Origin of the sequence: Escherichia sp. MOD1-EC6300 (assembly GCF_002965045.1) — a bacterium.
GTDB lineage: Bacteria > Pseudomonadota > Gammaproteobacteria > Enterobacterales > Enterobacteriaceae > Escherichia > Escherichia coli_F.
The window spans coordinates 1-14,264 of sequence record NZ_PTRH01000019.1 but is presented as its reverse complement, the minus strand read 5'-3'; the positions used below and the strand labels follow the sequence as shown (position 1 = coordinate 14,264).

Sequence of the window (14,264 nt, the reverse complement as noted above, 5' to 3'; positions counted from 1 at the left end):
CGACATCTCGGGGCCTTTTAGCCTCTCACTTTCACGGCTTTACGCCACCGCATACCAAACACATTGATATATAGCCCGGTCATAATGAGCACCGCACCAAAGAATTGCAGACCCGTTAAGCGTTCATCCAATAATAGTGCTGCACTTGCCAGTCCTACTACGGGCACCAGTAACGATAACGGTGCAACCCGCCAGGTTTCATAGCGTCCCAGTAACGTCCCCCAGATCCCATAACCAACAATTGTCGCCACAAACGCCAGATACATCAGAGACAAGATGGTGGTCATATCGATAGTGACCAGACTGTGAATCATGGTTGCGGAACCATCGAGAATCAGCGAGGCAACAAAGAAAGGAATGATCGGGATTAATGCGCTCCAGATGACCAGCGACATCACTGCCGGACGCGTTGCGTGCGACATGATCTTTTTATTGAAGATATTGCCGCACGCCCAACTAAATGCTGCCGCCAGGGTCAACATAAAGCCGAGCATCGCTACATGCTGACCGTTAAAACTATCTTCGATTAACACCAGTACGCCAAAAATCGCTAACGCGATCCCCGCCAGTTGCTTACCGTGCAGCCGTTCGCCAAAAGTAAACGCACCGAGCACAATAGTAAAAAACGCCTGTGCCTGTAACACAAGCGAGGCCAGCCCAGCTGGCATACCAAAGTTAATGGCACAGAACAGAAAGGCAAACTGCGCAAAACTGATGGTTAATCCATACCCCAGCAGCAAATTCAGTGGTACTTTCGGTCGTGCGACAAAAAAGATGGCCGGAAAAGCGACCAGCATAAAGCGCAAACCGGCCAGCATCAGCGGTGGCATGTTATGAAGCCCCACTTTGATGACCACAAAATTTAGCCCCCATACGACCACTACCAGTAGCGCCAACACCCCATCTTTTCGCGACATTCTACCGCCTCTGAATTTCATCTTTTGTAAGCAATCAACTTAGCTGAATTTACTTTTCTTTAACAGTTGATTCGTTAGTCGCCGGTTACGACGGCATTAATGCGCAAATAAGTCGCTATACTTCGGATTTTTGCCATGCTATTTCTTTACATCTCTAAAACAAAACATAACGAAACGCACTGCCGGACAGACAAATGAACTTATCCCTACGACGCTCTACCAGCGCCCTTCTTGCCTCGTCGTTGTTATTAACCATCGGACGCGGCGCTACGCTGCCATTTATGACCATTTACTTGAGTCGCCAGTACAGCCTGAGTGTCGATCTAATCGGTTATGCGATGACAATTGCGCTCACTATTGGCGTCGTTTTTAGCCTCGGTTTTGGTATCCTGGCGGATAAGTTCGACAAGAAACGCTATATGTTACTGTCAATTACCGCCTTCGCTAGCGGTTTTATTGCCATTCCTTTAGTGAATAACGTGACGCTAGTGGTGCTCTTTTTTGCCCTTATTAACTGCGCCTACTCCGTTTTTGCTACCGTGCTGAAAGCCTGGTTTGCCGACAATCTTTCGTCCACCAGCAAAACGAAGATTTTCTCAATCAACTACACCATGTTAAACATTGGCTGGACCATCGGTCCGCCGCTCGGCACGCTGTTGGTCATGCAGAGCATCAATCTACCTTTTTGGCTGGCTGCTATCTGTTCCGCGTTTCCCATGCTTTTCATTCAAATTTGGGTAAAGCGCAGCGAGAAAATCATCGCCACGGAAACAGGCAGTGTCTGGTCGCCGAAAGTTTTATTACAAGATAAAGCACTGTTGTGGTTTACCTGCTCTGGTTTTCTGGCTTCTTTTGTTAGCGGCGCATTTGCTTCATGCATTTCACAATATGTGATGGTGATTGCTGATGGGGATTTTGCCGAAAAGGTAGTCGCGGTTGTTCTTCCGGTTAATGCTGCCATGGTAGTTACGTTGCAATATTCCGTGGGCCGCCGCCTTAACCCGGCTAACATCCGCGCGCTGATGACAGCAGGCACCCTCTGTTTCGTCATCGGTCTGGTTGGTTTTATTTTTTCCGGCAACAGCCTACTATTGTGGGGTATGTCAGCTGCGGTATTTACTGTCGGTGAAATCATTTATGCGCCGGGCGAGTATATGTTGATTGACCATATTGCGCCGGCAGGAATGAAAGCCAGCTATTTTTCCGCTCAGTCTTTAGGCTGGCTTGGTGCGGCGATTAACCCATTAGTGAGTGGCGTAGTGCTAACCAGCCTGCCGCCTTCCTCGCTGTTTATCATCTTAGCGTTGGTGATCATTGCTGCGTGGGTGCTGATGTTAAAAGGGATTCGTGCAAGACCGTGGGGGCAGCCCGCGCTTTGTTGATTTAAGTCGAACACAATAAAAATTTAATTCAGCCTTCGTTTAGGTTACCTCTGCTAATATCTTTCTCATTGAGATGAAAATTAAGGTAAGCGAGGAAACACACCACACCATAAACGGAGGCAAATAATGCTGGGTAATATGAATGTTTTTATAGCCGTACTGGGAATAATTTTATTTTCTGGTTTTCTGGCCGCGTATTTCAGCCACAAATGGGATGACTAATGAACGGAGATAATCCCTCACCTAACCGGCCCCTTGTTACAACTGTGTACAAGGGGCCTGATTTTTATGACAGCGAAAAAAAAACCGCCAGTAAACCGGCGGTGAATGCTTGCATGGATAGATTTGTGTTTTGCTTTTACGCTAACAGGCATTTTCCTGCACTGATAACGGATCGTTGACACAGTAGCATCAGTTTTCTCAATGAATGTTAAACGGAGCTTAAACTCGGTTAATCACATTTTGTTCGTCAATAAACATGCAGCGATTTCTTCCGGTTTGCTTACCCTCATACATTGCCCGGTCCGCTCTTCCAATGACCACATCCAGCGGCTCTTCAGGAAATGCGCGACTCACACCTGCTGTCACGGTAATGTTGATATGCCCTTCAGAGTGTGCGATGGCATGGTTATCGACTAACTGGCAAATTCTGATACCTGCACGACATGCTTCTTCATCATTAGCCGCTTTGACAATAATGATAAATTCTTCGCCCCCGTAGCGATAAACCGTTTCGTAATCGCGCGTCCAACTGGCTAAGTAAGTTGCCAGGGTGCGTAATACTACATCGCCGATTAAATGCCCGTAGGTATCATTAACCAATTTAAATCGGTCAATATCCAACAACATTAAATAAAGATTCAGAGGCTCAGCGTTGCGTAACTGATGATCAAAGGATTCATCAAGAACCCGACGACCCGGCAATCCCGTCAAAACATCCATATTGCTACGGATCGTCAGCAAATAAATTTTGTAATCGGTTAATGCCGCAGTAAAAGAAAGCAACCCTTCCTGAAAGGCGTCGAAATGCGCGTCCTGCCAGTGATTTTCAACAATAGCCAACATTAATTCCCGACCACAGTTATGCATATGTTGATGGGCAGAATCCATTAGCCGAACGTAAGGTAATTCATCGTTATCGAGTGGCCCCAGATGATCAATCCACCGACCAAACTGGCACAGTCCATAAGAATGGTTATCCGTTATTTCTGGCTTACTGGCATCTCTCGCGACCACGCTGTGAAACATACTTACCAGCCACTGGTAGTGGGCATCGATAGCCTTATTGAGATTTAACAAGATGGCATCAATTTCCGTTGTCTTCTTGATCATTGCCACTCCTTTTTCACAGTTCCTTGTGCGCGCTATTCTAACGAGAGAAAAGCAAAATTACGTCAATATTTTCATAGAAATCCGAAGTTATGAGCCATCTCTGAGATAACATTGTGATTTAAAACAAAATCAGCAGATAAAAAAGTGTTTAATTCTATAAAGTAACTCTGCATTATCGCAATTAAAAGGATGACAAATAGCATAACCCAATACCCTAATGGCCCAGTAGTTCAGGCCATCAGGCTAATTTATTTTTATTTCTGCAAATGAGTGACCCGAACGACGGCCGGCGCGCTTTTCTTATCCAGACTGCCGCTAATGTTGATCATCTGGTCCGGCTGAACTTCTCGTCCATCAAAGACTGCCGCAGGAATAACAACATTAATTTCACCGCTCTTATCGCGAAAAACGTAACGGTCCTCTCCTTTGTGAGAAATCAAATTACCGCGTAGTGAAACCGAAGCGCCATCGTGCATGGTTTTTGCGAAATCAACGGTCATTTTTTTTGCATCATCGGTTCCGCGATAGCCATCTTCTATTGCATGAGGCGGTGGTGGCGCTGCATCCTGTTTTAAACCGCCCTGGTCATCTGCCAACGCATAAGGCATGACAAGAAAACTTGCTAATACAATGGCCTGAAATTTCATACTAACTCCTTAATTGCGTATGGTTTGACTTATTAAGTCTGGTTGCTATTTTTATAATTGCCAAATAAGAATACTGCCAATTGTTATAAGGCATTTAAAATCAGCCAACTAGCTGTCAAATATTCAGAGAATTTAACTCACTAAAGTTAAGAAGATTGAAGAGTCTTAAACATATTTTCAGAATAATCGGATTTATATGTTTGAAAATTATTATATTGGACGAGCATACAGAAAAAGCAAATCACCTTTACATATAATAGCGTGGACAAAAAACAGTGAACATTAATAAAGATAAAATTGTACAACTCGCAGATACCGACACTATTGAAAACCTGACATCCGCGTTGAGTCAAAGACTTATCGCGGATCAATTACGCTTAACTACCGCCGAATCATGCACCGGCGGTAAGTTGGCTAGCGCCCTGTGTGCAGCTGAAGATACACCCAAATTTTACGGTGCAGGATTTGTTACTTTCACCGATCAGGCAAAGATGAAAATCCTCAGCGTAAGCCAGCAATCTCTTGAACGATATTCTGCGGTGAGTGAGAAAGTGGCAGCAGAAATGGCAACCGGTGCCATAGAGCGTGCGGATGCTGATGTCAGTATTGCCATTACCGGCTACGGCGGACCGGAGGGCGGTGAAGATGGTACGCCAGCGGGTACCGTCTGGTTCGCGTGGCATATTAAAGGCCAGAACTACACTGCGGTTATGCATTTTGCTGGCGACTGCGAAACGGTATTAGCTTTAGCGGTGAGGTTTGCCCTCGCCCAGCTGCTGCAATTACTGCTATAACCAGGCTGGCCTGGCGATATCTCCAGGACAGCCATTGGTGGTGTTTATACGTTCAAGCCACGATGTTGCAGCATCGGCATAATCTGAGGAGCCTTACCGCGCCATTGTCGATACAGGCGTTCCAGATCTTCGCTGTTACCTCTGGAAAGGATCGCCTCGCGAAAACGCAGCCCATTTTCACGCGTTAATCCGCCCTGCTCAACAAACCACTGGTAACCATCATCGGCCAACATTTGTGTCCACAGATAAGCGTAATAACCTGCGGCATATCCGCCACCAAAAATATGGGCGAAATAACTGCTGCGATAGCGTGGCGGTATAGCAGGAAGATCCATATTTTCCGCCACCAGCGCCCGCAATTCGAAATCATCGACATCCTGCATTGCTTCGTTTTCTTCCAGGCAATGCCAGCGCATATCGAGAAGCGCGGCGCTAAGCAGTTCGCTCATCTCATACCCTTTATTGAACAGGCTGGCATTACGCATTTTCTGTTGCAGTTCGTCAGGCATTGCTGCCCCGCTCTGATAATGCCGGGCGTAGCGAGCGAATACCTGCGGATACGTTGCCCAGTGTTCGTTGATTTGCGATGGAAATTCGACAAAATCACGCGGCGTGTTGGTACCGGAAAGCGTGGCATAACGCTGGCGGGCAAAAAGGCCGTGCAGCGTATGACCAAATTCATGGAATAAGGTTATCACATCATCCCAGAGTAACAACGCAGGCTCCCCAGCGGCGGGTTTCTGATAATTGCAGACGTTATAAATTACCGGATGCGTTTCATTCAGCGTTGATTGCTCAACAAAATTGCCCATCCATGCACCGCCGCTTTTTGAATCACGGGCGAAGAAATCACCGTAAAATAACGCCAGCCCCACGCCATTATGATCAAAAATTTCCCACACACGAACGTCAGGATGGTAGACAGGAATATCAAAACGTTCGACAAACTTAATACCGAAGAGCTGATTCGCGGTCCAGAATACACCTTCATTCAACACCGTGTTTAATTCAAAATATGGCTTGAGCTGCGCCTCATCAAGATCAAATTTCTCCCGCCGTACCTGTTCGGCATAAAATGCCCAGTCCCACGGCTGCGCGCTAAACCCGCCCTGCTGCTTATCGATAACCGACTGTATGGAGGCTAATTCATCGCTCGCACGTTGACGCGCCGCTGGAACAATTTCCCGCATAAAGTTGAGTGCTGCTTCTGGCGTTTTTGCCATCTGATCGGCGATTTTCCATGCGGCATAATGAGGGAAGCCAAGCAGTTTTGCCTGCTGCGCGCGGATCTCCACAAGCCGTTGAATAATGGCACGGGTATCGTTAGCGTCATTTTTTTCTGCCCGCGTCCAGCCCGCAGTGAATAGTTTTTCACGCGTCGCGCGATCGCGAAGTTCAGCAAGCGCCGGTTGCTGGGTGGTATTCAGCAGCGGAATAAGCCATTTGTTATCCAGACCTTTCTCGCGAGCCGCCTCTGCCGCCAGCGCAATCTCCTGTTCGCTCATCCCAGCCAGTTGCGCAATATCGTCCAGAACCAGACCGCCGGATTTATTTGCCGCAAGTAACCGCTGATTAAACTGGCTGGTCAGGGTCGCAGCTTCTGTATTAAGAACTTTTAATTTTGCTTTATCAGCTTGTGCAAGTTTGGCTCCGGCAAGGACAAAACGTTGATGAATAACCTCCACCAGGCGAATGGATTCACTATCAAGCCCCTCGGATTCACGGCGCTGCCAGACAGCATCTACTCGCGCGAATAATTCACCGTTCAGATAGATATCATTAGCCAGTTCTGCCAGTTCAGCGGAAAACTGCTCATCAAGACGCTGTAATTCATCATTGGTATGCGCCGCAGTCATCGCAAAAAAAACGCTGGTGACGCGGGTCAGCAGTTCCCCACTCTGCTCCAGTGCCAGAATAGTATTGTTGAAATCAGGTGTTTGCGGGTTGAGCGCAATGGCGGCAATTTCGGCCCGCTTTTGCTGCATTCCCTCATCAAATGCCGGTCGATAGTGATGATTGGCAATTTGATCAAAATGGGGAGCCAGATACGGCAGTGTGCTTTGCACAAGGAAAGGATTCATTGTTGTCATTTTCTTCTCCTGAACGCGAGGTGTTCCATAGCGTAGGCTTACTGATAACGGAGTGCAATCTTGCAAACCAGTATTACCCGCTCTTAAGCATCACGTGCTATGTTATTGACACACAAAAGCGTTGAGGAACAGTGAGATGATCGTTTTAGTAACTGGAGCAACGGCAGGTTTTGGTGAATGCATTACTCGTCGTTTTATTCAACAAGGGCATAAAGTTATCGCCACTGGCCGTCGCCAGGAGCGGTTGCAGGAGTTAAAAGACGAACTGGGTGATAATCTGTATATCGCCCAACTGGACGTTCGTAATCGCGCCGCTATTGAAGAGATGCTGGCATCGCTTCCTGCCGAGTGGTGCAATATTGATATCCTGGTAAACAATGCCGGTCTGGCGCTGGGCATGGAGCCTGCGCATAAAGCCAGCGTTGAAGACTGGGAAACGATGATTGATACCAACAACAAAGGCCTGGTATATATGACGCGGGCCGTCTTACCGGGTATGGTTGAACGTAATCATGGTCATATCATTAACATTGGCTCCACGGCAGGCAGCTGGCCGTATGCTGGTGGTAACGTTTATGGTGCGACGAAAGCGTTTGTTCGTCAGTTCAGCCTTAATCTACGCACAGATCTGCACGGTACGGCAGTACGTGTCACAGACATCGAACCGGGACTGGTGGGTGGCACCGAGTTTTCTAATGTCCGCTTTAAAGGTGATGACGGTAAAGCCGAAAAAACCTATCAAAACACAGTTGCATTGACGCCAGAAGATGTCAGCGAAGCCGTCTGGTGGGTGTCAACGCTGCCTGCTCACGTCAATATCAATACCCTGGAAATGATGCCGGTTACCCAAAGCTATGCCGGACTGAATGTCCACCGTCAGTAATTTTTATACCCGGCGTAACTGCCGGGTTATTGCTTGTCACAAAAAAGTGGTAGACTCATGCAGTTAACTCACTCACAAGCAAGAACGAATGACCGTCGAAACGCAACTTAATCCCACACAGCCTGTCAATCAGCAGATTTATCGTATTCTTCGCCGCGACATTGTCCATTGCCTGATTGCACCAGGCACGCCGTTGTCGGAAAAAGAAGTTTCTGTTCGTTTCAATGTGTCACGCCAGCCGGTTCGTGAAGCCTTTATTAAACTGGCGGAAAACGGCCTGATTCAAATTCGTCCGCAGCGTGGCAGCTACGTCAACAAAATTTCCATGGCCCAGGTGCACAACGGCAGTTTTATCCGTCAGGCCATTGAGTGCGCGGTGGCGCGTCGGGCGGCGAGCATGATTACCGAAAGCCAGTGCTACCAACTGGAACAAAATCTTCACCAGCAACGCATTGCCATTGAGCGCAAGCAACTGGATGATTTTTTTGAACTTGATGACAACTTCCATCAACTCCTGACGCAGATTGCCGACTGTCAACTGGCGTGGGATACCATTGAGAACCTGAAAGCGACCGTTGATCGCGTGCGCTATATGAGTTTCGACCACGTTTCTCCACCAGAAATGCTGTTACGCCAGCATCTTGAGATTTTCTCTGCCCTGCAAAAACGTGATGGCGATGCGGTAGAACGTGCAATGACGCAACATTTGCAGGAAATCAGCGAATCCGTGCGCCAGATCCGCCAGGAAAACAGCGACTGGTTTAGCGAAGAGTAATTCATTTCCTCTCATCCCATCCGGGGTGAGAGTTTTTCCCTCCGTCATATGGCTCATGCATGCATCAAAAAAGATGTGAGCTTGATCAAAAACAAAAAATATTTCACTCGACAGGAGTATTTATATTGCGCCCGTTACGTGGGCTTCGACTGTAAATCAGAAAGGAGAAAACACCTATGACGACCTACGATCGTAACCGTAACGCAATCACCACTGGCAGCCGTGTTATGGTTAGCGGCACCGGTCACACTGGCAAGATCCTGTCGATTGATACTGAAGGTCTGACCGCTGAGCAAATCCGCCGCGGAAAAACCGTAGTTGTTGAAGGTTGTGAAGAGAAACTGGCACCACTGGACCTGATTCGTCTCGGCATGAACTAAGCGTGTGAATGCCGCCGATGGCGGCATTGCTTTTTTTACTTCACGGAATATTTCGCCACGGTCGCTTTCGCGCCATGCGCTAATAAAGACAAGTACGCTTCCGTTACTTTTGTCGTAAACAAACTATTGCCTGGTAAATCATCACCAAAGATCGCCTTAATTGCCAGCAATGACTGGACGCGCGCTGTCCCTTCAGCACTACTTTGTACTGCCTTCTGAATAACAGGTAACAGTGGGTCACTGATTTCTATCTGATTTCCCTGTTCATCAACACCACCGACATAACGCATCCAACCCGCGACGCCCAGCGCCAGCAGATCGAACTTGCTGTCATGCGCCAGATGCCAGCGAACAGAATCCAACATCCGCTGTGGCAATTTCTGGCTGCCATCCATCGCAATCTGCCAGGTTCGATGACGTAGCGCCGGGTTGCTATAGCGTTCAATTAATCGGTTAGCGTAATCTTGCAAATCAACGCCCTGCACTTTCAACGTCGGCGCTTGTTCCTGCAACATCAAGGCATACGCTGCATGATGATAATGTTCATCTTCCATGCAGTCATTAATGTGCTGATATCCGGCAAGATAACCCAGATACGCCAGGAATGAATGACTGCCGTTGAGCATGCGCAACTTCATCTCTTCATAAGGCAGCACATCACTAACCAGTTCGGCTCCCGCTTTTTCCCATTCCGGACGTCCGGCAACAAAGTTATCTTCTATTACCCACTGGCGGAAAGGTTCACAGGCAACGCCAGCAGGATCGCGCACACCGGTAAGTTGTTCGATTTTCGCCAGCGTATCCTCCGTCACTGCGGGCACAATACGGTCCACCATTGTTGATGGGAAAGTCACGTTTTCTTCGATCCATTGTGCCAGTTTTACATCAACAGCTTGCGCGTAGGAAGTGACAACGTCACGCATAACATGACCGTTTTCTGGCATATTGTCACATGACATTACGGTAAATGCGGGAAGTCCTGCCGCTTTACGGCGAGCCAGCGCCTCAACGATCACCCCTGTTGCAGTTTTCGGCTGGTGGGGATTTTGCACGTCGGCAACGACCATCGGGTGATCGAGCATTAACTGTCCGGTCGCCGGAGAGTGGAAATACCCTTTTTCGGTGATTGTCAGAGAGACAATCGCGATTTGCGGTTCACACATCGCAGCCAGCACGGTTTCTAAGCCATCTATTTGTATGTGCAAGGCTTTTTTAACGACGCCAACGACGCGAGCCGTCCACGCATCGGCCGACATTTCCGCAACGGTATAAAGATTATCTTGCTGTTGTAAATCGGCAATTTGCTGTTCGCCGCCGATTAAATTGACCTCATAATATCCCCAGTCACTGAAATGTTCCGTAGCAAGAATATCGGCATACACGCCCTGATGCGCACGGTGAAATGCACCAAAGCCTAAATGAACAATTCTTGGGGCCAGGTTATTACGATCATAAACAGGGAGCGTCGCTTTTGCTGATAACAAATTATTTCCCATAACAATTCCTTAAATTTAAATATGGCAAGCTGCATGTTTTGTTATATGAATAAAAAATCCCCTCTCCGGTAAGAGAAGGGATGGAGGATTTACAGACTTCTTGAAGGTTGCGCAGCTGTTACAACACGCGGTTGATCTTCCGCGGCATCTTCCAGTGCACTTAAATCACGGTCTTTCACTTCTGGCATTTTCAGCGCAGAGATTAAACCAATCACTGAATATGCCATGATCATAATGGCGATCGGATACCAGGATTCCGTCATGGTGCAGAAAATACCCGCCAGGATAGGACCAAAACCGGAAGCGATAAGACCACCAATTTCTTTAGAAATGGCCATCCGGGTAAAGCGATTTTTACAGCCGAACATTTCTGCCATGGTAATGTTTTCCAGAGCAAATAATCCCAGCACCGCACAGTTATGAATCACAATCAGTGCAACCATAATGGTGCTCGGGGCATAGCTTTTATCTACGATGATAGAAAGCATTGGCCACGCCAGCACAATCGCAGAGGTATTCATAATAATATACGGGATCCGGCGACCAATTTTATCGGATAACCAACCAAGGAACGGAATGGTCATAAAGCCGAGAATCGAACTGATCATCAATGCATCTGTTGGAATTGCTTTGTTAAACAATAACGTCTGCACTAAATAGCCTGCAAGGAAAGTCTGAATTAAACCTGAGTTACCAGCCTGACCAAAACGCAGCCCTGTTGCCAGCCAGAAGGATTTGCTCTGGAACATGCTACCAGCAGGTGCAGGTTTTGCTGTCGGTTGGTTGCTGTCGTTAACCTTCTCAAAGACCGGGCTTTCTTTCAGATTCATACGCAACCAGATAGCAAAGACCATCACGACAACGCTCGCCAGGAACGGTATACGCCATCCCCATGCCAACAGTTCCTCTTTACTGAGAATGAAGAACATAAAGGCCCAGATTGCCGTTGCGCTCAAGGTTCCGCAGTTAGTCCCCATAGCAACAAATGAGGAGATAATTCCGCGCTTACCTTTTGGCGCATATTCCGCCAGCATCGTACCGGCACCGGAAATTTCCGCGCCTGCCCCCAGCCCCTGAATAATACGCAGCGTCACCAGCAAAATTGGCGCAAACACACCAATTTGTGCATAGGTCGGCAGCACACCAATTAAGGTGGTACAGATCCCCATCATAGTGATGGTAATAAAGAGCACTTTTTTACGCCCGATTCTGTCGCCCATTTTGCCGAAAATAAATGCTCCGACAATACGCGCCACATAACCTGCACCGTAGGTTCCCATTGCCAGAATTAACGCCATTGCCGTTGATGATTCAGGAAAAAATATTTCATGAAACACTAACGCTGCGCCGAGCGAATATAACTGGAAATCCATGATTCACAGGTGTTTTTTCCCATCCTGTGGTTTCCTTGGCGTTTTCTAGGTTTTTTCAGATAGTTGCATTTTTTAAAAAGCATCCTAAGTTCGATCTCAGTGTCTATCTGGGGCCTATTTCTGTCCCATATATGCCCCAAAAAAACTCCCCAACAGATAAGTAGTTTTTTCATGGATTTATGCGTAAAATCAAGAACGGCTGGAAATCATTCAATACTCACACTATCGAAAAATTTACCAGCCAACCGCAGCACGTTCTTGCATAAGGCGTGTCTGCGGTTTTTCAACTATTCAGATACATCACTCCCATCACATTCATTCCTCCGCATCAAAGGCATATAGGCTAAATCACCTTGATATTTTTCTTTTTCAGATAAAAACTGTTATCTATGTATACTTTTAAACCCAATCCGTGTAGAGTCTCTGCATAAGATAGTTTGCAGTTGCCGCTTCAGCTTGCGCCATAAACCGCCTGATTTTTGCTGCCACCTGTTAGCATTCCTGTATACCTGAAACGACAATGTTTATCTACGAACTTTAAGAACACCCAAGATAAAAATTGTCAACTATATCATATATAACACATTACTAATTCGAGGCTATATGAACAGCATACTGATAATCACATCTCTCCTTATCATATTCAGCATTTTTAGTCATGCCCTAATAAAATTAGGGATTGGCATATCCAATAACCCAGACAAAACCGATGTATAAGTCAACATATCCTGAATCAGACATACAATATCGCAATGAAAATCAATAATATTTTAAGGAATATCTTCATGAAATCAAAAGACACCCTAAAGTGGTTCCCTGCGCAGCTTCCTGAAGTAAGAATTATCCTAGGGGATGCTGTAGTGGAAGTAGCAAAACAGGGAAGACCTATCAATACCAGAACATTGCTTGATTACATTGAAGGAAACATAAAGAAAAAATCATGGCTGGATAACAAAGAATTATTACAAACAGCGATATCAGTTCTTAAAGACAACCAAAATTTAAATGGTAAAATGTAATATAATAAACTTACTTTTTTATCATTTTTCCACTTTAACAACATTTTGCTCCACTTTTCCACGACCAAACAACTTGAAATCTGGTTAAAATAACACGCAACACTATTCTTCTTCCTTGAGTCCGCCCGGAACTCGAAAAACAAACCGAGTTAAAGCCATTTTTCACAAAATCGATTTTGGGTCTCACCAAAATTACGGGGTTGCATACGCATTCGTTTATTTTCGAACGTGTACATACAAATATGCACAAAAATAATCATAATTATTTTCTGAGATGCATTATGATATGAACACCAATTTCGTATAGAGTCTCACTATGTCTCAAATTTTTGCTTACTGTCGGATATCAACGCTGGATCAGACCACCGAAAATCAACGCCGGGAAATCGAAAGTGCAGGTTTTAAAATCAAACCTCAGCAAATAATCGAAGAACACATTAGCGGCTCAGCAGCAACCAGTGAGCGTCCTGGTTTTAACCGGTTGCTTGCTCGCCTGAAATGTGGTGATCAATTGATTGTGACAAAACTGGATCGCCTTGGTTGTAATGCAATGGATATCAGGAAAACAGTGGAACAACTGACCGAAACAGGTATCAGAGTGCATTGCTTAGCATTGGGGGGCATTGACCTGACCAGTCCAACAGGAAAAATGATGATGCAAGTAATTTCAGCAGTCGCTGAATTTGAACGAGACCTTTTACTTGAACGCACTCATTCCGGGATAGTAAGAGCCCGGGGCGCAGGGAAACGTTTTGGTCGACCACCTGTGTTAAATGAAGAACAGAAACAGGTGGTATTCGAACGAATTAAGTCAAGTGTAAGTATAAGTGCCATTGCCCGGGAATTCAAAACCTCGCGGCAAACCATTTTAAGAGCCAAAGCAAAACTTCAGACACCTGACATATAAAAAATAATCTCGGTGTGAGATGCTTTACGTCTTCCAAGCCACCTTCCTTGCCGTAAATGGAAAGATACATCTAATTATAGAATTTATATGTTTTACCCTACGGCAGTGCTGGCCATTCAATATCCTGTGCAGTTGACGTATCAACACGGTTCAGCAATACCCGATACTTTTTCCATGCTTCCAGCAACGAGATTTCTTCCTCCGTTGCAATTTCCAGATCTGCAGCATCCTGAAGCGGCGCAATATGCTCACTGGCTACCTGCATCAGG

15 protein-coding genes and 2 pseudogenes are annotated in these 14,264 nt (G+C 46.4%); 10 read left to right on the top strand and 7 right to left on the bottom strand.

Going from position 1 to position 14,264, the window contains the following annotated elements:
* Nucleotides 1-17 precede the first annotated feature (17 nt).
* Nucleotides 18-917 (bottom strand): O-acetylserine/cysteine exporter, encoded by a 900-nt coding sequence (gene eamA / locus BGE37_RS21290; protein WP_088541880.1) that lies wholly within the window; start codon nucleotides 915-917, stop codon nucleotides 18-20.
* A gap of 194 nt (nucleotides 918-1,111) precedes the next feature.
* Between eamA and ydeE the strand changes: the two genes are divergently transcribed.
* The 3 genes and pseudogenes from ydeE (at nucleotide 1,112) to mgtT (ending at nucleotide 2,626) form a co-directional block, all read left to right on the top strand.
* The gene (ydeE, locus tag BGE37_RS21285) at nucleotides 1,112-2,299 is read left to right on the top strand and encodes an efflux MFS transporter YdeE (protein WP_032184271.1); all 1,188 of its coding nucleotides are present in this window, start codon (nucleotides 1,112-1,114) and stop codon (nucleotides 2,297-2,299) included.
* Nucleotides 2,300-2,425: 126 nt separating this feature from the next.
* The gene (mgtS, locus tag BGE37_RS21280; RefSeq protein WP_000901364.1) at nucleotides 2,426-2,521 is read left to right on the top strand and encodes a protein MgtS; all 96 of its coding nucleotides are present in this window, start codon (nucleotides 2,426-2,428) and stop codon (nucleotides 2,519-2,521) included.
* Nucleotides 2,521-2,626: pseudogene (gene mgtT, locus BGE37_RS25700) on the top strand (protein MgtT). The gene mgtS and the pseudogene mgtT overlap by 1 nt, the downstream one beginning before the upstream one ends.
* Before the next feature lie 114 nt (nucleotides 2,627-2,740).
* Here the strand turns inward: mgtT and dgcZ are convergent.
* Nucleotides 2,741-3,631: a diguanylate cyclase DgcZ gene (dgcZ, locus tag BGE37_RS21275; protein ID WP_088541879.1), complete on the bottom strand. Its 891-nt coding sequence runs from the start codon at nucleotides 3,629-3,631 to the stop codon at nucleotides 2,741-2,743.
* A 254-nt stretch (nucleotides 3,632-3,885) separates the two neighbouring features.
* Nucleotides 3,886-4,278 (bottom strand): YdeI family stress tolerance OB fold protein, encoded by a 393-nt coding sequence (ydeI, locus tag BGE37_RS21270; protein ID WP_000671737.1) that lies wholly within the window; start codon nucleotides 4,276-4,278, stop codon nucleotides 3,886-3,888.
* Nucleotides 4,279-4,553: 275 nt separating this feature from the next.
* Here ydeI and BGE37_RS21265 point away from each other — a divergent pair, with 275 nt between their 5' ends.
* Nucleotides 4,554-5,072, top strand: coding sequence for a 2-oxo-tetronate isomerase (locus tag BGE37_RS21265; protein WP_001024558.1), 519 nt, complete (start codon nucleotides 4,554-4,556; stop codon nucleotides 5,070-5,072).
* Between the two features lie 44 nt (nucleotides 5,073-5,116).
* Here the strand turns inward: BGE37_RS21265 and dcp are convergent, their stop codons facing one another.
* Nucleotides 5,117-7,162 carry a peptidyl-dipeptidase Dcp gene (dcp, locus tag BGE37_RS21255; protein WP_105288429.1) on the bottom strand — a complete coding sequence of 682 codons (2,046 nt, stop codon included), beginning with the start codon at nucleotides 7,160-7,162 and terminating at the stop codon, nucleotides 5,117-5,119.
* A gap of 136 nt (nucleotides 7,163-7,298) precedes the next feature.
* On the opposite strand from dcp, the gene ydfG reads away from it, so the two are divergent.
* The 3 genes from ydfG to ydfZ all read left to right on the top strand — a co-directional run bounded on the left by ydfG (nucleotide 7,299) and on the right by ydfZ (nucleotide 9,200).
* Nucleotides 7,299-8,045: a bifunctional NADP-dependent 3-hydroxy acid dehydrogenase/3-hydroxypropionate dehydrogenase YdfG gene (gene ydfG, locus BGE37_RS21245; RefSeq protein WP_000636571.1), complete on the top strand. Its 747-nt coding sequence runs from the start codon at nucleotides 7,299-7,301 to the stop codon at nucleotides 8,043-8,045.
* A gap of 88 nt (nucleotides 8,046-8,133) precedes the next feature.
* Complete coding sequence (gene rspR / locus BGE37_RS21240; protein WP_000215540.1) at nucleotides 8,134-8,820, top strand: DNA-binding transcriptional regulator rspR; 687 nt, start codon at nucleotides 8,134-8,136, stop codon at nucleotides 8,818-8,820.
* A gap of 176 nt (nucleotides 8,821-8,996) precedes the next feature.
* Complete coding sequence (ydfZ, locus tag BGE37_RS21235) at nucleotides 8,997-9,200, top strand: putative selenium delivery protein YdfZ (protein WP_000214712.1); 204 nt, start codon at nucleotides 8,997-8,999, stop codon at nucleotides 9,198-9,200.
* A gap of 35 nt (nucleotides 9,201-9,235) precedes the next feature.
* On the opposite strand, the gene BGE37_RS21230 is transcribed toward ydfZ, so the two are convergent.
* The gene (locus tag BGE37_RS21230; protein ID WP_088541878.1) at nucleotides 9,236-10,696 is read right to left on the bottom strand and encodes a mannitol dehydrogenase family protein; all 1,461 of its coding nucleotides are present in this window, start codon (nucleotides 10,694-10,696) and stop codon (nucleotides 9,236-9,238) included.
* 89 nt (nucleotides 10,697-10,785) lie between these two features.
* Nucleotides 10,786-12,069, bottom strand: a pseudogene (ydfJ, locus tag BGE37_RS21220) (MHS family MFS transporter YdfJ); the annotation flags it as partial.
* 603 nt (nucleotides 12,070-12,672) lie between these two features.
* On the opposite strand from ydfJ, the gene BGE37_RS25235 reads away from it, so the two are divergent.
* The 3 genes from BGE37_RS25235 (at nucleotide 12,673) to BGE37_RS21210 (ending at nucleotide 13,995) form a co-directional block, all read left to right on the top strand.
* Nucleotides 12,673-12,786 carry a YnaM/YnfT family protein gene (locus BGE37_RS25235; RefSeq protein ID WP_120795384.1) on the top strand — a complete coding sequence of 38 codons (114 nt, stop codon included), beginning with the start codon at nucleotides 12,673-12,675 and terminating at the stop codon, nucleotides 12,784-12,786.
* Between the two features lie 68 nt (nucleotides 12,787-12,854).
* On the top strand, nucleotides 12,855-13,088 hold the full coding sequence (gene ydfK / locus BGE37_RS21215; protein WP_000836768.1) for a cold shock protein YdfK: 234 nt from the start codon (nucleotides 12,855-12,857) through the stop codon (nucleotides 13,086-13,088).
* 316 nt (nucleotides 13,089-13,404) lie between these two features.
* Nucleotides 13,405-13,995, top strand: coding sequence for a recombinase family protein (locus tag BGE37_RS21210; protein ID WP_105288418.1), 591 nt, complete (start codon nucleotides 13,405-13,407; stop codon nucleotides 13,993-13,995).
* A 97-nt stretch (nucleotides 13,996-14,092) separates the two neighbouring features.
* Here BGE37_RS21210 and BGE37_RS21205 read toward each other — a convergent pair.
* On the bottom strand, nucleotides 14,093-14,264 hold a 172-nt coding region (locus BGE37_RS21205; protein WP_032354230.1), incomplete at its 5' end, for a tail fiber assembly protein.